Genomic DNA, 25,374 nt, shown 5'->3' with positions numbered 1-25,374 from the left:
CCGTGAGTATGGACATCAGCGATTTTTACCAGACGTTTTTTGATGAAGCCGATGAGCTATTAGCGGATATGGAACAACACCTGTTGGGCTTAGACCCGCAGGAGCCAGATTCGGAACAGCTTAACGCCATCTTCCGTGCCGCTCACTCCATTAAGGGTGGGGCCGGAACCTTTGGTTTTACGGTATTACAGGAAACGACTCATATCCTGGAAAACATTCTGGATGGTGCTCGTCGCGGCGAGATGCAGCTCAGCACCGACATCATCAACCTGTTTTTGGAAACCAAAGATATTATGCAGGAACAGCTCGATGCTTATAAAACCGCGCAGGAGCCTAACGCGGAGAGCTTCAAATATATCTGTGAAGCGCTGCGCCAGCTGGCGCTAGAGGCCAAAGGTCTGCCGGTTGATGTTCCGGCCAGTGTTGCCACTGCCAGCGCAGAACCGGCCAGCACCAGCGGCCTGCGTGTACAGCTGATCGATCTCAAAGAGAAAGAGGTCGATCTGATGCTGGAAGAGATGAGTAATCTCGGCACCCTGACCAACGTACAGAAAGGCAGCACCACGCTGGATGTCTGCATTGATGGCGTCGGTAAAGATGACATCGTGGCGGTGCTCTGCTTCGTCATCGACGAAGCACAGATCCGCTTCCCGGCAGCAGACGAAGCCGTTGCCGCGCCAGCTGCTGTTGCAGCCGAGGCCGAACCGGTGGTGGAAGACGTTCACACCGCCACCGTCACCGAACTGCCGGTGGCCGCAGTGAAGCGTGAAAGTAAGCGCGTCGCGGCACCTGCCAAATCGAGCGAATCCACCAGCATCCGTGTTGCGGTGGAGAAAGTCGATCAGCTGATCAACCTGGTGGGCGAACTGGTGATTACCCAGTCAATGCTCGCTCAGCGTTCCGGCGAACTCGATCCGGTCGCGCACGGTGACCTGCTGAACAGCATGGGTCAGCTGGAGCGTAACGCCCGCGATCTGCAGGAATCGGTGATGTCGATTCGTATGATGCCAATGGAATATGTCTTCAGCCGCTTCCCGCGTCTGGTGCGTGACCTGGCCAGCAAACTCGGCAAAGAGGTCGAACTGACGCTGCTGGGCAGCTCAACCGAACTCGATAAGAGCCTGATTGAACGCATCATCGATCCATTAACGCACCTGGTGCGTAACAGTCTTGACCACGGTATCGAAACGCCAGAAAAACGTCTGGTGGCCGGTAAAGTGGCAACCGGTAACCTGACGCTTTCAGCGGAACATCAGGGCGGCAACATCTGCATTGAAGTTTCAGATGATGGTGCCGGTCTGAACCGTGAACGTATTCTGGCTAAAGCCCTCTCATCGGGCCTGCCGGTTCACGAGAACATGAGCGACGAAGAGGTCGGCATGCTGATCTTCGCACCGGGCTTCTCCACCGCAGAGCAGGTGACGGATGTTTCAGGACGCGGCGTCGGTATGGACGTGGTGAAACGGAATATTCAGGAGATGGGCGGTCACGTTGAAATCGCCTCTAAGCAGGGCAAAGGCACCACCATTCGTATCCTGCTGCCGCTGACCCTGGCCATTCTTGATGGGATGTCCGTTCGTGTGGCCGATGAAGTGTTTATTCTGCCGCTGAATGCGGTGATGGAGTCGCTGCAACCGCGCGCCGAAGAGCTGAAACCGCTGGCCGGTGGCGAGTGCGTGCTGGAAGTGCGTGGCGAATATCTGCCACTGGTCGAGCTGTGGAACGTCTTTGATGTGCAGGATGCCAAAACCGAGGCCACTCAGGGCATCGTGGTGATCCTGCAAAGCGCAGGCAAACGTTACGCGCTACTGGTCGATCAACTGATTGGCCAGCATCAGGTGGTGGTGAAGAACCTGGAAAGTAACTATCGCAAAGTGCCGGGCATCTCCGCCGCCACCATTCTTGGCGATGGTAGCGTGGCGCTGATTGTTGATGTTTCAGCTCTGCAATCACTTAACCGTGAAAAACGTGTGGCTGGCGCTGCCGCCTGATTGATAACGAAAGGGTAAATAACATGAATGGAATGGCAACCGTGACAAAAATCGCTGGCGAAACCGTGGGTCAGGAGTTTCTGGTCTTCACGCTGGGTGACGAAGAGTACGGCATCGATATCCTCAAAGTTCAGGAAATTCGCGGTTACGATCAGGTAACGCGTATCGCAAATACCCCTGAATTTATTCGCGGCGTCACTAACCTGCGCGGCGTTATCGTGCCAATTATCGATCTGCGCGTGAAGTTTGCGCAGCCCGATGTTGAGTACAATGAAAACACCGTGGTTATCGTGCTGAATCTGGAAAATCGCGTGGTCGGTATCGTGGTTGACGGCGTCTCTGATGTGCTGTCACTGACCCAGGATCAGATCCGTCCTTCACCAGAGTTCGCTGTGACCATGTCCACCGAGTACCTGACCGGTCTGGGTGCGCTGGGCGATCGCATGCTGATTCTGGTCGACATTGAGAAGCTGCTGAGCAGCGACGAGATGGCGCTGGTGGATAACCTGCGTAGCGCGTAATTGAATCATCACGGGCCGGTTATGGCTGGCCCGTGATAGTTTCACTGAGCGATAATTCCTTTCTATTCATAGAATAAAGCCGCATTGCACTCTAATTTCCCGCTGTCACCTGCCGATAATCCCTCAGTCACTTTAATTACCTACTTTCTTCAGGGTTACTCATGTTAACGAAAATCCGTGTTGTCACCAGCCTGTTACTGGTGTTGCTGGTGTTTGGGCTGTTACAGGCCTTCTCCGGTTCTGTTTTCTACTCCGCATTAAGCCACGATAAGCAAAGCTTCGCTGTGGCGCAGCTGGCGATGCAAAATACACAGGCGCTCAACGACGCTTATATGAGTCTTAACCAGAGCCGGGTGCTGCTGACCCGTATTCAGCTGCGTTTCGCCACCAGTAAGCTGGAAGGCAAAACGGCCGATGTCGCCACGCTGTTTGACGACAGCAAAAACTTCCAGCAGGCGGCCGCCGGTTTTTTCAAAATCTTTAAAGAGACACCCGATACGCCGGGACAGAATCGTGAGTTAAACAACCAGCTGGAGCAGCGCTACAGCGACTATGGCGCTGCGCTGGATCAGTTGCAGACCGCGCTACAGGCAAACGATCTGATTGCGGCCGGTAAAGCCCCGGTGGCGCCAAGCCAGAGTGCGTTTCTGACACTTTACCGCGAATGGCGAGCCGATCTGAATCGCCTGACTACGCTTGGTGTTGAAGAGAACAGTTCTGCTTACAGCCGTATGATGTGGATCCTCTCCACCATCATGGCCGTCGTAGTCGCCGTGATCGTGCTCTGCTGGTTTGGCCTGCGCAAAATCGTGATGACACCCCTCAACAGCAGCATTAATCACATCCAGCATATCGCCCAGGGCGATTTAACCCAGCCGATCGTGGTGGAAGGGCGCAACGAGATGACTCAGCTCGCGGCCAGTCTGCATGACATGCAGCAGTCACTGGTGCGCACGGTGACCAATGTGCGTGACGGATCGGATGCGATTTTCACCGGTGCCAGCGAGATCTCCGCCGGAAACAATGATCTTTCTGCCCGCACAGAACAGCAGGCGGCGTCACTGGAGCAGACGGCGGCCAGCATGGAGCAGCTCACTGCCACGGTGAAACAGAACGCCGAAAACGCCCGCCAGGCGTCACAGCTGGCACTCAGCGCCTCAGAAACCGCAGAAAAAGGCGGCAACGTGGTGGCGGGTGTCGTGAAAACCATGAGCGAAATCGCCGGCAGCTCGAAGAAGATTGCCGATATCACCAGCGTGATTGATGGCATTGCTTTCCAGACTAATATTCTGGCGCTTAACGCCGCCGTTGAAGCGGCGCGTGCCGGCGAGCAGGGTCGCGGCTTTGCCGTGGTCGCGGGCGAGGTGCGTAATCTGGCACAGCGCAGCGCCCAGGCGGCAAAAGAGATCAAAGGGTTGATCGATGATTCAGTGAACCGGGTCAATGTTGGTTCGCAACTGGTCGGTACCGCCGGGGAAACCATGAGCGATATCGTCAGTGCGGTCACGCGCGTCACTGACATCATGGGCGAAATTGCCTCGGCGTCGGACGAGCAGAGTCGCGGAATCGATCAGGTCGGGCAGGCGGTCACCGAGATGGATCGCGTTACCCAGCAGAACGCCTCGCTGGTGGAAGAGTCCGCTGCGGCAGCCGCCTCGCTGGAAGATCAGGCCAGCCGGTTAAGTCAGTCAGTGTCGGTTTTTAAAATTCAACGCGGCGCGTTGCAGCAGACGCTGACAAAGCATCTGCCGATTGCCGCACCCGCCACGGCGGCGCTGGCACCACGCAAAGCCCTGACGGCGCCAGTCAGTGATACTCACTGGGAAACCTTCTGATGTCACGCTGCGCATCCTGCGGGATGCGCAGCAACCCCTCGCGATTCCTCTGCGTAAAGCCAAACTCAGCAGCTCATGCTGATAAAAATAATTACAAAAGCCACTTCTCTCCTGAAAGCGCTGAATAGCGTTAATTAATCCTGTTACATCGCCGATATAGCCGCTGCACCTAAATTAACCTGCAGGGGAACAAGATGTTAAAAAAAATAAAAGTGGTGACCAGTTTAATCGCAGTCCTGGTCATCTTTGGCGCGCTCCAGTTAGTCGCTGGCAGCCTTTTCTGGTCAGCCCTCAACAAAGACAAAGAGTCCTTTGCGCTGTCGCAGGTCTCTAATCGCAATGTCACCGAGATGACTGACGCCTATATTTCACTGAACAACAGCCGTACCACGCTGAACCGCGGCATGCTGCGCTTACAGACCAGCATGGCTTCGCAGATGAACGGCGGTCAGCTTGATGAGCTGATCAACAAAGCCAATAAGCAGTTAGTGGAAGCCGAGCGCCACTTTAAAATCTATTACCATCTGCCAACCACGGCAGGTCTTGACGAAACGATGGGCGATACGCTTGAAGCCGATTACGCTAATTACGAAAACGGCCTGAAGGCGATGGTAAAAAGTCTGCAGGCGCGTGACCTGGAAGGGATGTTCAAACAGAACATTGAGCAGAAACAGGTCGCGATGCAGGAGAGTTACAACAAATGGCGTGCGCGTCAGACCGAGCTTTCCGATCAGGGAATGGCGCAGAACCAGAAAGCCTTTAAACAGATGATGTGGCTGCTGGCCGCGATTGGTGTTGCGGTGCTTGCGGTGATTATTACCTGCTGGTTTGGCCTGCGGCAGGTGTTAATTCAGCCGCTGCAACAGCTGCTGGCGCATATCCGATCTATCGCCTCCGGCGATTTGACCCAGCCGATTGTGGTTGAGGGGCGTAATGAGATGAGCCAGCTGGCAGCAGGCATCCATGAGATGCAGCAGTCGCTGGTAATGACGGTGGGGAATGTGCGTGACGGCTCTGATGCCATCTTTACCGGTGCCAGCGAAATCGCCGCCGGAAACAACGACCTGTCGGCCCGCACTGAAGAGCAGGCCGCTTCGCTGGAGCAGACCGCCGCCAGCATGGAACAGCTCACCGCCACGGTGAAGCAGAATGCTGACAACGCCCGTCAGGCATCCCAGCTGGCGCTGACCGCCTCCGAAACCGCGCAGCAGGGCGGTAAAGTGGTGAATGGCGTGGTCACAACCATGAAAGAGATCGCCGGCAGCTCGAAGAAGATCGCGGACATTATCAGCGTGATCGACGGCATCGCCTTCCAGACTAATATCCTGGCGCTGAATGCGGCGGTTGAAGCGGCGCGTGCCGGTGAACAGGGTCGCGGTTTTGCGGTAGTGGCCGGTGAAGTGCGCAGTCTGGCCCAGCGCAGCGCCCAGGCCGCGAAAGAGATTAAAGGCCTGATTGAAGACTCAGTGTCACGAGTCAACAGCGGTTCACTGCAGGTTGAAAGCGCCGGCAGCACCATGAATGAGATTGTGGGTGCCGTGACCCGCGTTACCGACATCATGGGTGAGATCGCCTCGGCTTCCGATGAGCAGAGCCGTGGTATTGAGCAGGTCGGTCTGGCCGTCACCGAAATGGATCGCGTAACTCAGCAGAACGCCTCGCTGGTTGAGGAGTCTGCCGCCGCGGCGGCCGCACTGGAGCAGCAGGCCAGCGTCCTGACCCAGGCTGTCTCCGTTTTCAAAATTTCCCGCGCCTGATTTTTTCCTCTTTCAACATGGCGGCGGCGTAAAGCCGTCGCCATGCATAAAGTTCCCCCCGTCTCCGCCGATAAATACACACGAATCGCCAACCAATGAGGTGTTTATGTTTAGTCGAGTACGAGTCGTTTCCGGCCTGCTGTGTGTGCTGGCGCTGTTTGCGCTGCTGCAGCTGTTTTCCGGCGGAATGTTTTTCAAAACTGTCAGTTCAGATAAAGAGAATTTTGCCTACAACCAACGCCTGAATACTCTGCAACAGGCGATGGGCACCTCATGGGTTTCGCTGGTTCAGGCGCGCAACACCCTTAACCGCGCCGGTATCCGTTTTCTGCAGGATGCACAGATGTCGGGATCGGGTGCCAGCGTGAAAGAGCTGGTCGCCCTGGCGGGTGAGGAGCTGAAGCAGGCTGAAGTCAGCTATCAGATATTCAACGATAACCTGTCAGAACAAGGCAAAACGGCCGAAAACGTCCGGGCGTTACAGGCGAACTACAAGGCCTATCACGATGCGCTGGCGGAACTGATGGTCTTCTTCACCGCCGGCAACTTCAAAGGTTTTGTGGATCAGCCGACCCAGAGCTATCAGGACAAGTTCCAGAAAGATTACAGCGAGTGGCTTGAGCACAATAAAGCGCTGTCTCAGCAGGGTGTGGAAGCTAACCAGCATGCGTATACCCGCTCCATCACTATCGTTATCACCACGCTGGCAGTGACCTTGCTGATGATTATCCTGGTGTGGAACGTGATGCGCTCGGTGCTGATCCGTCCGCTGCGTCAGAGCATTGAGCATATCCAGCACATCGCACGGGGCGATCTGACCCAGCCGGTTGAGATTAGCGTGCGTAACGAAATCGGTGAGTTACTGACTTCGCTGCAGCACATGCAGCAGGAGCTGGTCCGTACCGTGCGTACCGTACGAGACGGCTCTGATGCCATCTATACCGGTGCCAGCGAAATCTCCATCGGCAATAACGATCTCTCTTCGCGTACCGAACAGCAGGCCGCTTCGCTGGAGCAGACCGCTGCCAGCATGGAGCAGCTCACCGCGACCGTGAAGCAGAATGCCGAAAACGCCCGTCAGGCGTCCAAGCTGGCGCTGACCGCCTCTGAAACCGCGCAGCAGGGCGGCAAAGTGGTGGATGGCGTGGTCACCACCATGAAAGAAATTGCGGGCAGTTCCAAGAAGATTGCCGATATCACCAGTGTGATTGATGGCATCGCCTTCCAGACCAACATCCTGGCGCTGAATGCGGCCGTTGAAGCGGCGCGTGCCGGTGAACAGGGTCGCGGCTTTGCGGTCGTTGCCGGTGAAGTGCGCAGCCTGGCGCAGCGCAGCGCCCAGGCCGCCAAAGAGATTAAAGGTCTGATTGAAGATTCGGTTAGCCGCGTTAATACCGGCTCGGTGCTGGTAGAGAGCGCCGGTGACACCATGAGCAACATCGTCAGCGCGGTCACCCGCGTCACCGACATCATGGGTGAGATCGCCTCAGCGTCAGACGAGCAGAGCCGTGGCATTGACCAGGTGGGCCTTGCCGTGACCGAGATGGATCGCGTCACCCAGCAGAACGCCTCACTGGTCGAAGAGTCAGCGGCAGCGGCTGCAGCGCTCGAAGATCAGGCAAGTCACTTAAAACAAGCGGTATCAGTGTTCAATATTGGTAAAGAATTTGTCGCTCAGGCCGTTAACAAGACAACGGCGATGAAAACTCTCCAGTCAGATGCACCGTTAGCCGTTGGTCGTTCGCCTGCTACCCGCAGTGACGACAACTGGGAAACCTTTTAAACGCCCGTGGCCCGGCCGCCATTGAGCCGCCGGGCATCGCAGCAGACAAATAATGTATTGAGTTCGGGCCAGGTGCAGAGATGAAAAAATCGACAATTTTAGATCAAAATGAGACGACAACGCTGCTGTCGCAGATGGTGCAGCGTTTACCGCTCTCCGATACGCATTTTCGTCGTATCAGCCAGCTGATCTATCAGCGTGCCGGTATCGTACTGGCCGATCACAAGCGTGAGATGGTTTACAACCGTCTGGTTCGTCGCCTGCGTACGCTGAACATCGATGATTTCGGTCGCTACCTGGCGCTGCTGGAATCCGATCCGAACAGTGCCGAGTGGCAGGCGTTTATCAATGCCCTGACCACTAACCTGACCGCGTTCTTCCGCGAAGCGCATCACTTCCCGATTCTGGCGGAGCATGCACGTAAGCGACAGGGCAACTTCAGCGTCTGGAGTACCGCAGCGTCAACCGGCGAAGAGCCTTACTCCATCGCCATGACGCTGGCGGAAGCGCTGGGTACCGGACCGGGCAAGTTCCAGGTTCATGCCAGCGATATCGACACCCAGGTGCTGGAAAAAGCGGTGGCGGGTGTTTATCGCCAGGAGGAGCTGCGCACGCTGTCACCCGCGCAAATGCAGCGCTACTTCCTGCGCGGCACCGGTCCTCATGCCGGTATGGTGCGGGCGCGTCCCGAGCTGACCAATATGGTCACTTACGCGCAGCTTAACCTGCTGGCCAATGACTGGGCACTGCCGGGTCAGTTCGACGCTATTTTCTGTCGCAACGTGATGATCTATTTCGATAAAGAGACGCAGGAGAAGATTCTGCGTCGGTTTGTCCCGCTTCTGAAGCCGGGCGGCATTCTGTTCGCCGGTCACTCAGAAAACTTCAGTCAGATCAGTAAAGAGTTCTGGCTGCGCGGGCAAACCGTCTATGGACTGACGAAGGAAAGATGATGAGCAAAATCACCGTGATGTGCGTAGATGACTCTGCGCTGATGCGGCAGTTGATGACTGAAATCATCAACAGCCATCCGGATATGGAGATGGTCGCTACGGCGCCCGATCCGCTGGTCGCCCGCGATTTGATTAAGCAGTTCAATCCGCAGGTGCTGACGCTGGATGTGGAAATGCCGCGCATGGATGGCCTCGATTTCCTGGAAAAACTGATGCGGTTACGGCCAATGCCGGTGGTGATGGTTTCATCGCTGACCGGTAAAGGCTCTGAAATTACCCTGCGCGCGCTGGAGCTGGGAGCGGTGGATTTCGTCACCAAACCACAGCTCGGTATCCGTGAAGGGATGCTGTCTTACAGCCAGATGATTGGCGACAAAATTCGTGCAGCCTCCCGGGCCCGACTGCACAACCGTGCAGCGATGCCGGTGCCGGCGACGCTGAAAGCGGGTCCGCTGCTGAGTAGTGAGAAGCTGATTGCGATTGGCTCCTCAACCGGCGGCACCGAGGCGATTCGCCATGTGCTGCAGCCGTTACCGGCGACCAGCCCGGCACTGCTGATTACCCAGCATATGCCGCCAGGCTTTACCCGCTCTTTTGCCGAGCGTCTGAACAAGCTGTGTCAGATCACGGTGAAGGAAGCTGAAGATGGTGAGCGTATTCTGCCGGGCCATGCTTACATCGCGCCAGGCGCAATGCACATGGAGCTGGCCCGAAGTGGCGCCAACTATGTGGTGAAACTGAATGAAGGGCCACCGGTTAAACGGCACAAACCCTCCGTGGATGTGCTGTTTAAATCGGTGGCAACTTACGCCGGACGAAATGCGGTGGGGGTGATCCTCACCGGCATGGGCAACGACGGTGCCGCCGGGATGCTGGAAATGCATCGGGCAGGCGCCTGGACTATCGCCCAGAACGAAGCCAGCTGTGTGGTATTTGGCATGCCGCGTGAGGCCATTGCCACAGGCGGCGTGAGCGAAGTCGTGGATTTAAGCAACATCAGCCAGCATATGCTGGCGAAAATTAGCGCCGGACAGGCATTGCGTATTTAACAGGCCCGTCCCGCCGGGCGAGACAACTCAGGAGTAGATATGGCTGATAAAAACATGCGCTTTTTGGTAGTAGACGACTTCAATACGATGCGTCGTATTGTGCGTAACCTGCTGAAAGAGCTGGGCTTCAATAACGTAGAAGAAGCGGAAGATGGTGTGGATGCCCTCGGCAAACTGAAAGCGGGTGGTTTCGACTTCGTGATTTCCGACTGGAACATGCCAAACATGGATGGCCTGCAGCTGCTGCAGACCATTCGTGCCGACGCGGCAATGAGTTCGCTGCCGGTGTTGATGGTGACCGCGGAAGCGAAGAAAGAGAACATTATCGCCGCCGCCCAGGCCGGTGCCAGCGGATATGTCGTGAAGCCATTCACTGCGGCAACCCTGGAAGAAAAGCTGGGTAAAATTTTCGAAAAACTGGGCATGTAAGGGGATGTGATGAGCGACTTTCCGAAACCAACTGAGGATGCCGCGGCACACGACATCATTTCACGTATTGGCTCTCTGACGCGCATGCTGCGCGACAGCCTGCGCGAGCTGGGGCTGGATAAAGCCATAGCCGATGCGGCTGAAGCCATTCCTGATGCCCGCGACCGTCTGGATTATGTTGTGCAGATGACGGCGCAGGCCGCCGACCGTGCGTTGAACTGTGTTGAAGCAGCACAACCCCATCAGGATAAGATGGAAGCCGGGGCAACCCAGCTGAAAGGGCGTTGGGATGAGTGGTTTGAGAACCCGATTGAACTGGGTGATGCGCGGGAGTTGGTGACGGATACGCGCGCATTCCTCACCGCTGTGCCAGAGCATACCGCCTTTACCAACAAGCAGCTGCTTGAAATCATGATGGCGCAGGATTTCCAGGACCTGACCGGTCAGGTGATCAAGCGCATGATGGATGTGATCCAGGAAATTGAGCGCCAGCTGTTAATGGTGCTGCTGGAGAATATGCCAGAAGTCAGCGCTGAGAAGCGTCAGGAAGGCACCAGCCTGCTGAACGGGCCGCAGATTCACGCCGATGCACCGGGCGTGGTGGCGAACCAGGATCAGGTTGATGACCTGCTGGACAGCTTAGGGTTCTAGGTTTCGTCCGCCTGCGGGCGGGCAAAACAGCTGCAGGTTATAATAAACAGGGTCACCTTCGGGTGGCCCCGTTCCGCATTGTCAGACCCATCCCCGAAAGAACGCCTGTTTTCTTCATCTTATCTCCGCTTTAACTTAAGCCAGATTTGGCATCCTATGCTCAGAATTCCTGCCAACCGAGGTTTGTCGTGGCTGAAGATAGCGACGAAGACAAAACAGAATCGCCCACGGCCCACCGACTTGAGAAAGCGCGTGAAGAGGGCCAGATTCCGCGTTCGCGCGAACTCACATCCGTACTGATGCTGCTGGCCGGCATCATGATCCTGTGGATGGGCGGCAACATGATGGCGCACCGGCTGGCGGCGATGGTCGCCACCGGACTCCGTTTTGATCACGGCATGGTCAGAGATGACAAAATTATCGTCAGCCACATCGGCAGCCTGATCACGCAGGCACTGATGGCGCTGCTGCCATTGATGGGCGGTCTGGTGCTGGTGGCAATCGCCGCGCCCATGCTGCTGGGCGGTATCGTTTTCAGCGGTAAATCGATCAAGTTCGACCTGAAGAAGATGAGCCCGATGGCTGGGTTCAAGCGAATGTTTGCGGCGCAGGCCTGGACCGAACTGTTTAAAGGCATCCTCAAGACCATCTTAGTAGGATCGGTGGGCTGGTGGTACATCTGGAGCCACTGGCCCGAGATGCTGCGGTTGATCAGCGAAGCGCCCGTCACCGCGCTGATTCACGGCATGGAGATGATCGCGGTCTGCTGTTCACTGGTGATGCTGGGGCTGATCCCGATGGTCGGGTATGACGTCTTCTGGCAGCTACACAGCCACTTCAAAAAGCTGAAGATGTCGATGCAGGAGATCCGCGACGAGCATAAGCAGCAGGAAGGTGACCCGCACGTTAAAGGGCGCATCCGCCAGCAGATGCGTGCCGCAGCACGACGCCGAATGATGGCGGATGTGCCGAAAGCCGATGTCATCGTCACCAACCCGACGCACTACTCGGTGGCACTGCAGTACAACGAGAAGAAGATGAGTGCGCCGAAAGTCGTGGCGAAAGGCGCAGGTGAGATCGCCCTGAGAATTCGTGAACTGGCTGCTGAACACCGCATCCCGGTTCTGGAAGCACCGCCGCTGGCGCGTGCGTTATACCGACATACTGAAATTGGTCAGCACATTCCCGGCGCGCTCTATGCCGCTGTGGCCGAGGTGCTGGCGTGGGTCTGGCAGTCGCGTCGCTGGAAGCGCGAAGGCGGCCTGATCCCAACCAAACCAAAAGACCTGCCGGTTCCGGCAGAGATGGACTTTGCAGGAGAGAGCAAAAACGATGGCTAATAACCTGGCCGCAAAACTACGTTTACCGGGCAACTTTAAAGATATGCAGTGGCAGGTGCTGGCCGGGCCGGTACTGATCCTGATGATCCTGTCGATGATGGTTCTGCCATTACCGCCGTTCATCCTTGATCTGCTGTTCACCTTTAACATTGCGCTGTCAATCATGGTCCTGCTGGTGGCAATGTTCACCCAGCGAACCCTGGAGTTTGCGGCGTTCCCGACCATTCTGCTGTTCTCTACCTTGCTGCGTCTGGCGCTGAACGTGGCCTCAACCCGTATCATCCTGATGGAAGGGCATACGGGTGCCGCCGCGGCAGGACAGGTGGTTGAAGCGTTCGGTCACTTCCTGGTGGGCGGTAACTTCGCCATCGGTATCGTGGTGTTTATCATCCTCGTCATCATCAACTTTATGGTTATCACCAAAGGTGCCGGCCGTATCGCCGAAGTGGGTGCGCGCTTTGTGCTGGACGGGATGCCCGGTAAGCAGATGGCGATCGATGCCGACCTCAACGCCGGTCTGATCGGTGAAGATGACGCCAAACGCCGCCGTGCCGAAGTGACCCAGGAAGCGGACTTCTACGGTTCGATGGACGGTGCCAGTAAGTTCGTTCGTGGTGATGCCGTCGCCGGTATTATGATCATGGTGATCAACGTCATCGGCGGCCTGCTGGTGGGCGTGGTGCAGCACGGTATGGATGTGGGTCATGCCGCAGAGACCTATACGCTGCTGACCATCGGTGATGGTCTGGTCGCGCAGATCCCGGCGCTGGTTATCTCTACCGCAGCCGGTGTTATCGTGACGCGCGTTGCCACCGATCAGGATGTCGGCGAGCAGATGGTCACCCAGCTGTTCAAAGATCCGCGCGTGCTGATGCTGAGTGCCGGCGTGATTGGTCTGCTCGGTCTGGTGCCTGGCATGCCGAACTTCGTCTTCCTGCTGTTCACCGCCGCCTTACTGGGTCTGGCCTGGTGGCTGCGCGGCCGCGAAATGCAGCCGAAGAAGAAAGTGGAAGTCACGGGCGGCATCGCCAAAACGGCGGACACGCCAGCCGCCACCGAAGCGTCGTGGACCGATGTGCAGCTGGAAGATACGCTGGGCATGGAAGTGGGCTATCGCCTGATTCCGATGGTCGATCATCAGCAAAACGGTGAGCTGCTGGGACGTATCCGCAGTATCCGTAAGAAAGTCGCCCAGGATGTCGGTTTCCTGCCGCCAGTAGTGCATATCCGCGACAACATGGAGCTGCCACCGGCACGCTATCGCATCCTGATGAAAGGAGTGGAGATTGGCAGCGGTGATGCCTATCCTGGCCGCTGGATGGCGATTAACCCGGGCACGGCTGCCGGAAGTCTGCCAGGCGAAGCGACCGTTGATCCCGCCTTTGGACTGGCGGCGGTCTGGATTGATAGCGCGCTGAAAGAGCAGGCGCAGATTCAGGGCTTTACCGTAGTTGAAGCCAGTACCGTAGTGGCAACCCACCTGAACCATCTGATTGGCCAGTTCGCCAGCGAGCTGTTTGGCCGTCAGGAAGCGCAGCAGCTGCTGGATCGTGTGACTCAGGAGATGCCGAAGCTGACCGAAGATCTGGTGCCGGGTGTGATCTCGCTGACCACCCTGCACAAGGTACTGCAGAACCTGCTGGTGGAGCGGGTGTCGATTCGCGATATGCGCACTATTATCGAAACGCTGGCGGAACATGCGCCGGTGCAGAGCGATCCGCAGGAGCTGACCAGTGTGGTGCGTGTGGCGCTGGGCCGTGCGATTACTCAGCAGTGGTTCCCCGGTAATGACGAAGTGCAGGTTATCGGGCTCGATTCCACGCTGGAGCGCCTGCTGTTACAGGCGTTGCAGGGCGGTGGCGGACTGGAGCCGGGTCTGGCCGATCGGCTGTTAAGTCAGGCACAGGCAGCATTGCAACGTCAGGAGATGCTGGGCGCGCCGCCGGTACTGCTGGTCAATCATCCGCTGCGTGCGCTGCTGGCGCGCTTCCTGCGCCGCAATCTGCCACAGCTGGTGGTGCTCTCTAACCTGGAGCTGAGCGACAACCGTCAGATCCGCATGACTGCCACCATCGGAGGCAAATAATGCGCTGGCTGGTGATGGCATTCGTGATACTGCCACTGATGGCGCAGGCGGCCGGTGGTGCCTGGAGTGCTTCGGCCAATGGGCCGCTGCTGGCTAACCGCGGCAGCTGGCAACGGGCGCAGCCGCTGACGCCGCCCGCCGACATTGGCGGGGAGGTCAGCGTCGTTAACTGGCGTTATCAGCTGAGCAGACCGGCTCCGTCCGGCCTGCAGGTGCGGCTGTGCGGCGAACAGCGCTGCACTTCCCTGGAGGGGGCCAGCGGCACCACGCGCGGGCTGGCACATCTGAGCGCCGGTGAGACTTTGCACATGGTGTTTGGTTTTGCCGGAAGCGGGGCGCTGCCACCTGGATTGCGGGTGGTGAGCAGTGAAGTGATGGTCAATTACGAGTAAGGGTATTGTTGCTGAATTGACTGAAGGCGAGCCAGAGATCGCCTCCTGGCTCCTTTGTTACGTGATGACCCTGGCTGTAAACCGATGCTAACCCTGACCCAGCCGCTGACAGATAATCGGCCCGTTTCAAATCCCGTCATGACCAGTGCGTTATAAAGCTTTTCACGCCAGCTGATTCTCTTTCTGCGCCAGAAAATCCTTCAACGGTGTTACGCGACTGATCTCCTCCTGTGCCCTGGCATCATGCATCACTTCCCAGATATCGACACTGTTTTGCAGATTAAGCCAGAACTCAACGCTGGTTTCGAAGGCTGCAGCCAGCCTGAAAGCCATATCCGGCGTCAGCTTCCGGTTATTGTTGACCAGGGCGCTGACCGTGTTGCGGTGCACTTTGAGCATCTCCGCTAAGTCGAGAATCTTCAGGCCGGTTGGCTCCAGATATTCGTAAAGTAATACGTCACCGACAGTGGTCGGTTTGCGGGTCGCCTGGTTCATAGTCTTGCTCTCTTTATTACTGACAGAGGTTGATGTGTTTTATGCTGTCTTACTACGCCTGATGCAGCCAGGCTCAGTTTTCATCGCTTGTGCATTTTATAGCTATGAGCATCCAGATAAAGGTCAACGGCCTTACCTTCTATCCATTTAAAGATCAGCCGATATTGCTCATTGACCCTGATTGAAGCATATCCCTCGAGAGGCGGGTTTAGCTCCTCATAACGATTGCCAGGCGGCGACCTTAAATCCTTATAGTTAATCGCCGCATTGATGATGTCGAGCTTACGCGCCAGCGCTGATGAGAGGCTTGACGGTATTCTTTTAGAAAATTTGCCATATAAAAAATAATCCTTAAGCCAGTCATCCCTGAAACTTTCAATATTCCTTAGCGTCGCCACCTCATTACCTCCCTGTATCACACTGAAAACAGTTTAGCGCACCAATGCACAGTGCGCAAGTGCATAGTTTGTGTTCAGGCGTTAACCCCCTTCATTCCCTCCTCAGAGTAGCGACCGCCTTTAACTTCAATCTGCTGATGAACAGCGTTCAGCATCCCGATATCTTCCTCTTCCAGCTCGATATCCGCGGCCTGCGCGTTTTCAGTAAGGTAAGCGATCTGTTTGGTGCCTGGTATCGGCACAATTTTTTCATACTGTGCCAGTAGCCAGGCCAGCGCAATCTGCCCGGTGGTGGCGTGATATTTCTCAGCCAGTGGTGTCACCGCGTTAAGAAGCTGGAGATTGTGATCGATATTTTCCTGCTGGAAACGGTCATTATTTTTGCGGAAATCACCCTCGGCAAAATCGCTGTTTTTACGGTATTTACCCGTCAGGAATCCTCTGCCCAGCGGCGAATAGGGCACCAGTCCGATACCGAGCTTTTTCACCATAGGGAGAATCTCCTCTTCGATGTCACGCGTCCAGAGTGAATACTCCGTCTGCAGCGCGGCCAGCGGATGGATCGCCTGCGCCCGATTCAGCGTCGAAGCCGACGCTTCACACAACCCAATCCGGGCGATCTTTCCCTCCTGCACCAGACGGCTGAGACACTGCATGCTCTCCTCAATCGGTGTCGCCGGACTGATCCGGTGCAGATAAAAGAGATCGATACGCTCAACGCCCAGCCGTTTCAGTGATTCATGGCAGCAGCGGGTAATGTAGTCCGGCTGATTGTTGATGGTGCGGGCATAGGCCGCATCCGCCGGACGTTCAATGCCACATTTGGTGGCAACGGTGAACTTCAGCCGTTCGGCCCGATTGAGCCCGGCAAGAAACTGACCTATCAACTGCTCGTTGTGACCGCGACCGTAAAGATCGGCGGTATCGATAAAGGTGATATCCAGATTGCGCAGCTGGCTGAGCAGTTGCAGGGAATGACGGTCATCGGTCTGACCATAAAATTCGCTGAGCCCCATCGCACCATAGCCGATTGCGCTGACGTCCAGACCCTGAGTTAACGTTCGCTTTTTCATTGTCGCTCCTCGTATGTGAGACGCGATTGTTTCACTCCGCGTGAAAGCAATGAATTGCTCTTTCCGTCATGCAAAAAAGGTATCAGGCGAATGAAAGGGCTTAAGACATACATCCGGCATGCCTACTCAGTAAGCTCTCAGCAACAGGCTGAGCGGGGATTAAGAAGTCAGAAGAGGGGGATGCTTCACTGCGTTTCAGCGATGCAGCATCATGCGGACTTTATCGCATCCCCGGGATCAGAGAGTTCTCTCAGCGCATTGAGAACCGCCTCATTTTTTTCATCGGCGCGAATCGCCGCGTAAACATCTATCACCAGCGACTGTGCCGCATCTTCTGTCAGCGGACGGTAACAGAGACCTGCCTGATTAAAGGTGCATTTTGACTGCGGCATCAGGGCGAATCCTTTTCCTCTGGCGATGTGCGACAGCATCAGCAGGGAATCGTCCGGCTCTCTCACCCGGTTCAGCGTGACGCTGAGTGTGGCGAAGTAGCGCTCGCATTTATCGTAAAACAGCGGATTGGCGCTGCGCGCAAACCAGAACAGCGGCAGATCGGCCAGCGCTTCAAGCGAGACCTGCTCCGCCACACTGGCAGGATGCGACGACGGTATGGCAATCAGCAGCGGCTCACGGTAAACCCAGGCGTACTGAACGGTGTCTTCCGCATCCGACCCCTTTTCTCCGGTGAGTATTAAATCCAGGCTGTTTTTGGCCAGGCTTTGCAAAAGCTGAGGGGAGGTCAGGCGGGGCATCTCCATCTCATCGCTGGCATGAAAAGCGGCGAGCTGCCGGTTAAGTGGCGAAATCAGTTCAAAGTTCAGCGTGCGGGTCAGCCCGATGCGTAGCCGGGCCGCGGCGGGCTGCGCATCCTGCTTCAGGGCATTCAGCGCAGTCAGGATCGCTTCCGCCTTCGCGACCAGCGCACGGCCAGAATTGGTGAGCGTTACCTCATGGGTCGTGCGGCTGAACAGCGAGTGGCCCAGCAGATCTTCCAGACTCTGAATCTGACGGGTAAGCGGCGGTTGCGTCATGCTGAGACGTTCTGCGGCCCGGCGAAAATTAAGCTCGTGCGCAACAGCCAGAAAGCACTGTAACTGTTTTATCGTGGGAAGGTGGCTGCTGATGAGGTGCGCGGCTACAGACATAACACCATCCTGCTGCAAAGATTTGGGGGATCAGAGCGGATATACGAATTCAGCAACGGAGAGGGAAACCCCTCTCCGTTTCAGAGATTACATGCGCTCGACGGTGTCGATGCCCAGCGTATCCAGGCCCTGCTTCAGCGTCTTCGCGGTCAGCGCGGCCAGTTGCAGTCGACTCAGACGGGTTGTGTCTGATTCTGCGGTGAGAATCGGGCAGTGTTCGTAGAATCCGGAGAACAGACCGGCCAGATCGTAGAGATAGGCACACATCACGTGTGGCGTGCCGTCACGAGCGACCTGCGTAATGACCTCTTCGAACTGCAGCAGACGGGTGGCCAGCTGCGCTTCACGCTCTTCGCTGATCACAATCTCCGCATCCAGCGAATCAACATCAATGCCCGCCTTGCGGAACACGGAGAGTACGCGGGTATAGGCATACTGCATGTAAGGCGCGGTGTTGCCTTCGAACGCCAGCATGTTGTCCCAGTCGAAAATGTAATCGGTGGTACGGCTTTTTGACAAATCGGCGTATTTTACCGCGCTGATGCCAACCACTTCCGCCAGCGTTTTCACTTCCGCTTCGCTCATCTCAGGGTTCTTCTCACGCACCAGCGTGTAGGCACGCTGATAGGCTTCATCCAGCAGATCGGAGAGCTTGATGGTGCCGCCGCTGCGGGTTTTGAACGGACGGCCATCTTTGCCCAGCATCATGCCGAACGCATGGTGCTCCAGCGGCACTGATTCCGGCACATAACCCGCTTTACGGACGATAGTCCAGGCCTGAACCAGATGCTGATGCTGACGTGAGTCGATGTAATAGAGTACGCGATCGGCTTTCAGCGTTTCGTAACGATATTTCGCACAGGCGATATCGGTGGTGGTGTAGAGGTAGCCGCCATCCTTTTTCTGGATGATGACGCCCATCGGTTCACCCTCTTTGTTCTGGAATTCATCCAGGAACACCACGGTCGCCCCTTCACTCTCTACCGCTAAGCCTTTCTGTTTCAGATCGGAGACGATGCCAGGCAGCATATCGTTATAGAGACTTTCACCCATAACATCGTTGCGCGTCAGGGTGACGTTCATGCGGTCATAGATTTTCTGGTTCTGACTCATGGTGATGTCGACCAGCTTCTTCCACATCTGGCGGCAATAGGCATCGCCGCCCTGCAATTTCACCACATAACTGCGCGCGCGCTCGGCAAACTCAGGATCTTCATCATAGGTGCGTTTGGCTTCACGGTAGAAGCCTTCGAGATCGGCCAGCGCCATCTCTGCATGATCTTCATTCTGCTGTTTTTCCAGGAACGCGATCAGCATACCGAATTGCGTTCCCCAGTCGCCAACGTGGTTCGCTCGGATCACTTTATGGCCGAGAAACTCCAGCGTACGCACCGCCGCATCACCAATGATGGTGGAGCGGACGTGGCCCACATGCATCTCTTTCGCAACGTTAGGCGCAGAGTAGTCGACAACGATAGTCTGGGGTTCGGCCAGCTGCACGCCAAGGCGCGGCAGACGCAGCGCTTCCCGGGCATGGCTGGCCAGCCAGTTGTGGTCAAGGAAGATATTGATGAAGCCCGGCCCGGCAATTTCGACTTTGCTGGCGATACCGGTCAGGTCGAGGTGCTGAATCACCGTTTCCGCTAATTGTCGCGGTGCCTGTCCCAGCTTTTTCGCCACGGCCATAATGCCGTTGGCCTGATAGTCTCCAAACTGAACCCGGGCGGATTGACGAACCTGGGGTTCGCAATCGGCGGGTGCGCCGGCTAAAACCATTGCCTGACTGACTTTTGCGGAAAGAAGTGCCTGAATATTCACCGAGTTACCTTCATGTGCTGAGCAACGCCCGGACCAGAAAGCCGGGCTGTCATCATCTTGCCTGAGCGCATCGCGTCACGGAGAGGCAGAAACGGATGGGGCAGACAAAACGGAAAAAAATGAGGGGAAAAGTATACGTGAAATGTCAGTGGGCGTCAGCAGTTGGATGAAGCGGGGAAACAGAGCTGAATAAGATGTTTCCCTGAGGCATTAACGACGTCGCAGATGACGGCGTGGGTTCTTTACGCTTTTATCTTCACGCACCTTCCAATGGCGGGAGATTGCAAATCCCATCAGTGCGATCAGGACAGCGACAACGATGAGCATAGACATAGAGCCATTCCTTTTGGTTGTGTTAGGTCAAATTTATAGGAAGGCGGGGTGGGCTGCAATTGTTTGCCAGGTAAATGAGAGTTATCTTATTGTATTAAAGAAGTTTATAATAATCATATGTTTAACATGCTTTCATCAAGGAACTCATGGTCCTAAACAGGAGATAAATCCGAAATGAAAGATGTTATTATAAGGATTAGCGTTAAATTTCGGGCCAAATAAGATGAATCTTATCATTATGTGATGCTCAGCACGCGGCGCGCCAAAAGCCATGCGGGTTATAAATGCTAAACAAATTGAGAGGAACTGGGGTAGTGAAGAGATCTTTTCCGGCAGAATTGGATGATTTAAAGACAGATTTAGAACGTTTTGAAGAATCGTTGCAAAGTTTTGCGCAGCGGCTCGGTTTGCGTCTTACCGATCTGGAGATGGACCATATCGCGGTGCGTTGCCACCAGGACACGACGGCGATGCGCTGGCAGCAAGGTTTGCAGCAGATTGGCACGCAGTTTTCATCGGCGATGATCAACGGCAGGCAGATTTGCCTGTTTAAACTCCATGACCCGCTGTTTGTCGCAGGCAGGCAGATTGATGTGGTTGAACTGCCATGGCCGGGTGAAAAGCGTTATCGCCATGAAGGCTGGGAGCATATTGAGGTGGTGTTACGGGGCGACCATCAGACGCTGGGCGTGCGCGCGATGGCCTTGCTGTCAGATGAAGCGCTGACGCAGCCGGGTATTTCATTTAAAACCAGTTCACCGCAGGGGGAGAATGAGCGCCTGCCCAATCCGACCCTGGCGGTAACGGATGGGCAGACGACAATCAAGTTCCATCCGTGGCGACTGGAGGAGATTGTCGCCAGCGAACAGAACTAAAGGCGGGCGGCTAACGCACGCTTCAGGCGCGCAACGGCTTCGTCGAGCAGCGCGCGGGTACAGCCGAAATTGAGCCGGACAAACTGGTCATTGCCAAACTCACGTCCGGCGGTTAAGCCCAGCCCGTGCTTTTCAAAATAGAGCGCCGGGCTGGCTACACCCAGCGCGCTGGCGTCGATCCAGGCCAGGTAGGTCGCTTCGGGCGAGGCGAGTGACAGGCCGGCCATCTTATTGACCTGCGACACCAGCCAGTCACGGTTACTGCGCAGATAGGCATTCTGCGCATTCAGCCAGGGCTCACCCTCGCGCCATGCCGCTGCTGCTGCCGTAAGTGCCAGAATATCAACATCCGGCACAATGCCGCGTCGTACCCGGTTAAAGCGCGCGCGCAGCCCGGCGTTGGGAATGATGGCGATGGAAGCTCCCAGACCGGCAATATTAAAGGACTTTGAGGGCGACATCAGCGTCACGCTACGCTGGGCTGCATCTTCGCTCAGTGAAGCAAAGGGTATGTGCTTAACGTCGGGTTCCAGCAGCAGATCGCTGTGGATCTCGTCGGAACAGACAATCAAATCGTGCTTCTGCGCAAATGCCAGCTGCGCCTGCAGTTCCTCGCGGCGATAGACGGTGCCGCCCGGATTCTGCGGGTTGCACAGCATTAACAGCCGCGCTTTATCGTCCAGCTGACCTTCCGGCGCATCCAGATCCAGCAGCCAGCGTCCCTCTTGCAGCGTCAGCGGCAGCGTGATCTGACCGCGCTCTGCCAGTTTTGCTGCACCGCGAAACGGCGGATAGATGGGTGTTGGCGTAATCGTCAGCTCGTCAGGCGCGGTAAAAGCGCGCACTGCCAGATTCAGACCGCTCACGACACCCGGCAAAACCACAATCCATTCCGGATTAACGTGCCACTGATAGCGTGAGGCGAGCCAGGCTATCGCGCTATCGATAAATTCAACAGGCGTGTCGCCATAGCCAAAAATCCCATGTTCGGCACGGGTTTTAATCGCATTGATGACGCAGTCAGGCGATCGGAAATCGGTGTCTGCCACCCACAACGGCAGAATGTCCTGGTCCGCATATTTGTTCCATTTAAGGCTATCGCTGTGACGACGGTCTATCCGTTGGTCGAAATTGAATGCCATAGTTAACTTTCCCGGTAAACTCATTCCAGCAGCCAGACTAACTGATGAATCTGCCTTGAACCAGAGTCATGTAAAGGAGAAGAGAATGACCACACTGGAAATTTGCTGCTATGGCGTGGATTGCGCTGTGACCGCACAACAGGCGGGCGCCGATCGGGTTGAACTCTGTGCCGCACCGCGTGAAGGCGGGCTGACCCCGTCAGCGGGGATGCTGAATGCCGCCCGGCAAGAAGTTTCGATTCCGGTTCATCCTATTGTCCGGCCACGTGGTGGAGATTTTTGTTACACCGCACGCGAATTTGAAGCGATGAAATCGGATGTGGCGTTAATCCGTGAACTTGGTTTTCCTGGTCTGGTGATTGGGATGCTGGATGAAGATGCTCACATTCATCATGGTCAGATGCGGCAGATTATGGCGCTGTGTGACGGGCTGGCCGTAACCTTTCATCGCGCCTTCGATCTCTGTCACAGCCCAAAGCGTGCGCTGGAAGAGCTGACGGATTTGGGAGTGGCGCGTATTCTGACATCCGGTCAGCAGCAGAGCGCTGAAAACGGAATTGCATTACTCAGGGAACTAAATGAGGCCAGCACCGGTCCTATCATTATGGCGGGTGCCGGGGTACGTCTCAGCAACCTGCAAAAGTTTCTCGACATGGGGATTGATGAAGTTCACAGCTCGGCCAGCCGCCTTGTCGCGTCGCCGATGCGCTACCGCAAAGCGGGGGTCTCCATGTGTTCAGAAGCCGAGACTGACGAGTTCAGCCGCTACTGTGTAGACGGCGATGTGGTTGAGGCGATGAAAAGCGTGATGCAGATGAGCACCGTTCGGGTCGCCTGAACCACAACAGATTTTGCCGCGCAGCACGCCGATCATTGACGTGGTGTTTGCAAGTACCAAACCCCAGTATTCTTGCTGGGGTTCTTTTTGTGCAAAGCACACTCCTTACCGGCTAAATTGTTTTGCGCTTCTCTGGCAAGCTATTGATGTCAGAGAGATCTGAAATCTGGCTGCAGCGAAGTTATCACTCTTTCGCCTGGCTCGATAAAAATCACCTGCCCCATATTAATCATTACATGTCATCCAGGACTTTCAGGCGCGGCAGCAACGTAATCACTCGCTTTATTCGTTATGCTGATGCCGTGTCGCCTCTTCGGTCCTAAAAGGCGATGCAGGCTGAAATCTTCACAGATTGCCGCTGTTCATCACCGTAGCGTTTACACTGAAAGCAACGTCGCCTGGAAAAGATCCTATGAAACCCAATCCGATTGCTGTCCTGACTCTGATCCTGACTGCTCTCTGCAGTGGCAGCGCTGCCGCCAGCGCATGCAGCCCGAACAACGTTGCTGTGGCTAACAGCAATAACCTGATTTTGCTGGGCGGGAATGCGAAAGGCGCGGTGAAGCAGGTGGTTGCGGGTGAGTTTGGCAAAGATGTGAACTCGCAAAAGCGGGTGCTGGGGCAGTTTGACGCCTGTGGCGATCTGACGGTTGCCGACGTCAGCTATGACAAAAGTGAGCGCAACGTTATTCTCAGCATGGAGCAACACATTGCCCGGGTGCAGGGCGGCTGGGTGGCGGAATATGCCTATATGGTAAAAGTGCTGAAAGAGGGCAAAGAGGTGGTGGTCGATAACCGACAGGGGACGATTAACTGGCAGAAAGGTCAGCATGGCAACATCACCAGCGCCTCAGACAGGTTTACCAGCATGGGTAAAAGCGGCTTTACCGACACGACTTATCGCTATGATCGGCAGTTCCGGCTGGAGAAGAGCGTGGCACGCGGCAGCGATCCCCTGACCAACGGTGAAAATCATTACCACTGGAACCCGCAGGGTCTGGTGACCCGCACCACATCGGCCCGCAGCACCGACAGTTATACCTACGATCCCCAATGGCGTGAAGTGCGGCTGAACGGCACGGCGACCACACCGCTGAGCACCATCCGGTCAGTAGATGAGTGTCAGTCCTGGGATCAGGTGGGTAACTGTACCCTGAGCTATCTTCACGAGACCGAAATCTTCACGCGCGGCACTATTGAGCGCCATCTCAGTTCCGCCTACAAATATGAGTACTGGGACCAGCCGGCGGCGGCGGAGTAAAAGGCGATCGGATGATCGCCTGTCGGGTGGTTATTTAACCGTCTGACTAAAGGCATCCAGCGCCAGCAGTGCGTTTGCAATATCTTCCGGTGAAAGGTTTGGATTAAGGTTTTTCAGCGTGTCGCCCTCACTGTTCGCCAGTGCACCCACTTTGACCAGATTCTCCCAGCTCTCATTTTCCAGATGCAGCTCCCGGAGCGTGGTCGGCATGTTGATCGAGCGATAGAAGCGGATATAGCGCGCAATTTCCTCATCCGGACGCTTCTCAAGGACCATCTGCGTCAGTGTGCCGTAGGCGACTTTCTCGCCATGGGTCAGATGGTGGATATCACCATCAATCGCGGTGAACCCATTATGAATAGCATGCGCAGCTGCCAGCCCTCCGTTTTCAAAGCCCAGCCCCGATAACAGCGTATTCGCCTCAACCACCGCTTCCACTGCGGGTGTCACTCGTTTTTGGGTGACGGCAACGTAGGCGCTGTAACCCCAGGTAAGCAGCGTTTCTTCGCAGGCGCGGGCAATCGCCAGTCCGGCAATTGTCGGATCACCATTAACCATCGATTTTGAATGCGAACGCGCCACCGCCTGCGCTTCAACCCAGGTCGCCAGGCCATCTGCAATGCCGGAGGCAAAGAGTCGTGCTGGCGCACTGGCGCAGACGGCGGTGTCCACCAGCACCAAATCAGGATTTTTACTGTAGAAGCGATAGCTCTCAAATACGCCGCTATCAGAATAGATGACCGACAGCGCGCTACAGGGGGCGTCGGTGGAGGCGATCGTAGGCACGATGGCTACCGGCTGCTTCAGCTCATCCGCCACCGCTTTAACCGTATCCAGCGTTTTGCCACCGCCCAGCCCGACAACTACATTACAGCCCTGACTTTTCGCCAGCTGGCTCAGACGGGTGATCTCATTGCTCGACGCCTCGCCGTTGAACTGGTGCCAGTTGAAGGTAACGCCCGCCTTTTGCAGCGCCTGTTGGGCGCGTTCGCCGATCAATTTCCAGACGACATCATCCGCAACCAGGAAAGCGTTATCACCCAGTTCGGCCACATAGGGACCCAGCTCATCCAGCACGCCCGCGCCCTGCACATATTTACGGGGTGAAGAGAAGATAAATTTACTCATAATCACAGCTCCTTAATATGAAGTTAAACCGCCCTTAGCCTGGCACACGCTGACGAACAGGGAGAGTGTTCAGGGTGAGAT

At 56.0% G+C, this 25,374-nt stretch carries 23 protein-coding genes; 15 read left to right on the top strand and 8 right to left on the bottom strand.

Annotated features, from left to right (window positions below):
- The first annotated feature begins 8 nt into the window (after positions 1–8).
- The 12 genes from cheA to FOV68_RS03170 all read left to right on the top strand — a co-directional run bounded on the left by cheA (position 9) and on the right by FOV68_RS03170 (position 14,787).
- Positions 9–1,991 carry a chemotaxis protein CheA gene (cheA, locus tag FOV68_RS03225; RefSeq protein WP_022625500.1) on the top strand — a complete coding sequence of 661 codons (1,983 nt, stop codon included), beginning with the start codon at positions 9–11 and terminating at the stop codon, positions 1,989–1,991.
- A gap of 23 nt (positions 1,992–2,014) precedes the next feature.
- Positions 2,015–2,512 (top strand): chemotaxis protein CheW, encoded by a 498-nt coding sequence (cheW, locus tag FOV68_RS03220; RefSeq protein WP_010258541.1) that lies wholly within the window; start codon positions 2,015–2,017, stop codon positions 2,510–2,512.
- A 161-nt stretch (positions 2,513–2,673) separates the two neighbouring features.
- A complete protein-coding gene (locus FOV68_RS03215) occupies positions 2,674–4,347 on the top strand; it encodes a methyl-accepting chemotaxis protein (RefSeq protein WP_143990303.1) in 1,674 nt (557 codons plus the stop codon).
- 194 nt (positions 4,348–4,541) lie between these two features.
- Entirely contained in the window at positions 4,542–6,104 is a 1,563-nt protein-coding gene (locus FOV68_RS03210; protein ID WP_039391129.1) for a methyl-accepting chemotaxis protein, read from the top strand.
- Between the two features lie 106 nt (positions 6,105–6,210).
- The gene (locus FOV68_RS03205; protein WP_143990302.1) at positions 6,211–7,887 is read left to right on the top strand and encodes a methyl-accepting chemotaxis protein; all 1,677 of its coding nucleotides are present in this window, start codon (positions 6,211–6,213) and stop codon (positions 7,885–7,887) included.
- An 80-nt stretch (positions 7,888–7,967) separates the two neighbouring features.
- The gene (gene cheR, locus FOV68_RS03200; RefSeq protein ID WP_010258551.1) at positions 7,968–8,840 is read left to right on the top strand and encodes a protein-glutamate O-methyltransferase CheR; all 873 of its coding nucleotides are present in this window, start codon (positions 7,968–7,970) and stop codon (positions 8,838–8,840) included.
- On the top strand, positions 8,840–9,889 hold the full coding sequence (locus FOV68_RS03195) for a chemotaxis response regulator protein-glutamate methylesterase (protein ID WP_143990301.1): 1,050 nt from the start codon (positions 8,840–8,842) through the stop codon (positions 9,887–9,889). The genes cheR and FOV68_RS03195 overlap by 1 nt, the downstream gene beginning before the upstream one ends.
- 39 nt (positions 9,890–9,928) lie before the next feature.
- Positions 9,929–10,318, top strand: a complete 390-nt coding sequence (cheY, locus tag FOV68_RS03190; RefSeq protein WP_010258559.1) for a chemotaxis response regulator CheY — start codon at positions 9,929–9,931, stop codon at positions 10,316–10,318.
- Positions 10,319–10,327: 9 nt separating this feature from the next.
- Positions 10,328–10,969 (top strand): protein phosphatase CheZ, encoded by a 642-nt coding sequence (gene cheZ / locus FOV68_RS03185; RefSeq protein ID WP_003849160.1) that lies wholly within the window; start codon positions 10,328–10,330, stop codon positions 10,967–10,969.
- Between the two features lie 188 nt (positions 10,970–11,157).
- Positions 11,158–12,309 carry a flagellar biosynthesis protein FlhB gene (flhB, locus tag FOV68_RS03180; protein ID WP_031591448.1) on the top strand — a complete coding sequence of 384 codons (1,152 nt, stop codon included), beginning with the start codon at positions 11,158–11,160 and terminating at the stop codon, positions 12,307–12,309.
- Positions 12,302–14,395 (top strand): flagellar biosynthesis protein FlhA, encoded by a 2,094-nt coding sequence (gene flhA / locus FOV68_RS03175; protein ID WP_010670817.1) that lies wholly within the window; start codon positions 12,302–12,304, stop codon positions 14,393–14,395. Before flhB ends, flhA begins: the two co-directional genes overlap by 8 nt.
- A complete protein-coding gene (locus FOV68_RS03170; RefSeq protein WP_143990300.1) occupies positions 14,395–14,787 on the top strand; it encodes a flagellar protein FlhE in 393 nt (130 codons plus the stop codon). Before flhA ends, FOV68_RS03170 begins: the two co-directional genes overlap by 1 nt.
- Before the next feature lie 162 nt (positions 14,788–14,949).
- Here the strand turns inward: FOV68_RS03170 and FOV68_RS03165 are convergent, their stop codons facing one another.
- The 6 genes from FOV68_RS03165 to FOV68_RS24255 form a co-directional block, all read right to left on the bottom strand.
- Entirely contained in the window at positions 14,950–15,282 is a 333-nt protein-coding gene (locus tag FOV68_RS03165; protein WP_039391120.1) for a HigA family addiction module antitoxin, read from the bottom strand.
- A gap of 80 nt (positions 15,283–15,362) precedes the next feature.
- Positions 15,363–15,680, bottom strand: a complete 318-nt coding sequence (locus FOV68_RS03160) for a type II toxin-antitoxin system RelE/ParE family toxin (RefSeq protein WP_143990299.1) — start codon at positions 15,678–15,680, stop codon at positions 15,363–15,365.
- 74 nt (positions 15,681–15,754) lie between these two features.
- Positions 15,755–16,753 (bottom strand): aldo/keto reductase, encoded by a 999-nt coding sequence (locus tag FOV68_RS03155; RefSeq protein WP_143990298.1) that lies wholly within the window; start codon positions 16,751–16,753, stop codon positions 15,755–15,757.
- 209 nt (positions 16,754–16,962) lie between these two features.
- Complete coding sequence (locus tag FOV68_RS03150) at positions 16,963–17,898, bottom strand: LysR family transcriptional regulator (RefSeq protein ID WP_143990297.1); 936 nt, start codon at positions 17,896–17,898, stop codon at positions 16,963–16,965.
- Positions 17,899–17,985: 87 nt separating this feature from the next.
- Positions 17,986–19,716, bottom strand: coding sequence for an arginine--tRNA ligase (gene argS, locus FOV68_RS03145; RefSeq protein ID WP_143990296.1), 1,731 nt, complete (start codon positions 19,714–19,716; stop codon positions 17,986–17,988).
- A 210-nt stretch (positions 19,717–19,926) separates the two neighbouring features.
- On the bottom strand, positions 19,927–20,049 hold the full coding sequence (locus tag FOV68_RS24255; protein ID WP_009089698.1) for a hypothetical protein: 123 nt from the start codon (positions 20,047–20,049) through the stop codon (positions 19,927–19,929).
- Between the two features lie 284 nt (positions 20,050–20,333).
- Here FOV68_RS24255 and FOV68_RS03140 point away from each other — a divergent pair, with 284 nt between their 5' ends.
- Positions 20,334–20,924 carry a VOC family protein gene (locus tag FOV68_RS03140; RefSeq protein WP_194716311.1) on the top strand — a complete coding sequence of 197 codons (591 nt, stop codon included), beginning with the start codon at positions 20,334–20,336 and terminating at the stop codon, positions 20,922–20,924.
- Here the strand turns inward: FOV68_RS03140 and FOV68_RS03135 are convergent.
- The gene (locus FOV68_RS03135; protein ID WP_143990295.1) at positions 20,921–22,066 is read right to left on the bottom strand and encodes a MalY/PatB family protein; all 1,146 of its coding nucleotides are present in this window, start codon (positions 22,064–22,066) and stop codon (positions 20,921–20,923) included. The genes FOV68_RS03140 and FOV68_RS03135 overlap by 4 nt on opposite strands.
- Before the next feature lie 85 nt (positions 22,067–22,151).
- Here FOV68_RS03135 and cutC point away from each other — a divergent pair, with 85 nt between their 5' ends.
- Positions 22,152–22,904, top strand: coding sequence for a copper homeostasis protein CutC (gene cutC, locus FOV68_RS03130; protein WP_010258601.1), 753 nt, complete (start codon positions 22,152–22,154; stop codon positions 22,902–22,904).
- 412 nt (positions 22,905–23,316) lie between these two features.
- A complete protein-coding gene (locus tag FOV68_RS03125; RefSeq protein WP_115387458.1) occupies positions 23,317–24,165 on the top strand; it encodes a hypothetical protein in 849 nt (282 codons plus the stop codon).
- A 30-nt stretch (positions 24,166–24,195) separates the two neighbouring features.
- Here FOV68_RS03125 and FOV68_RS03120 read toward each other — a convergent pair whose 3' ends face one another.
- Positions 24,196–25,293, bottom strand: a complete 1,098-nt coding sequence (locus FOV68_RS03120; protein WP_031591434.1) for a glycerol dehydrogenase — start codon at positions 25,291–25,293, stop codon at positions 24,196–24,198.
- Positions 25,294–25,374 lie beyond the last annotated feature (81 nt).

The sequence above is a fragment of the Pantoea sp. paga genome (assembly GCF_007558755.1).
GTDB classification, from domain to species: domain Bacteria; phylum Pseudomonadota; class Gammaproteobacteria; order Enterobacterales; family Enterobacteriaceae; genus Pantoea; species Pantoea agglomerans.
Note: the sequence above shows the minus strand (reverse complement) of the source record. Positions and strands in the feature narration are given on the sequence as shown.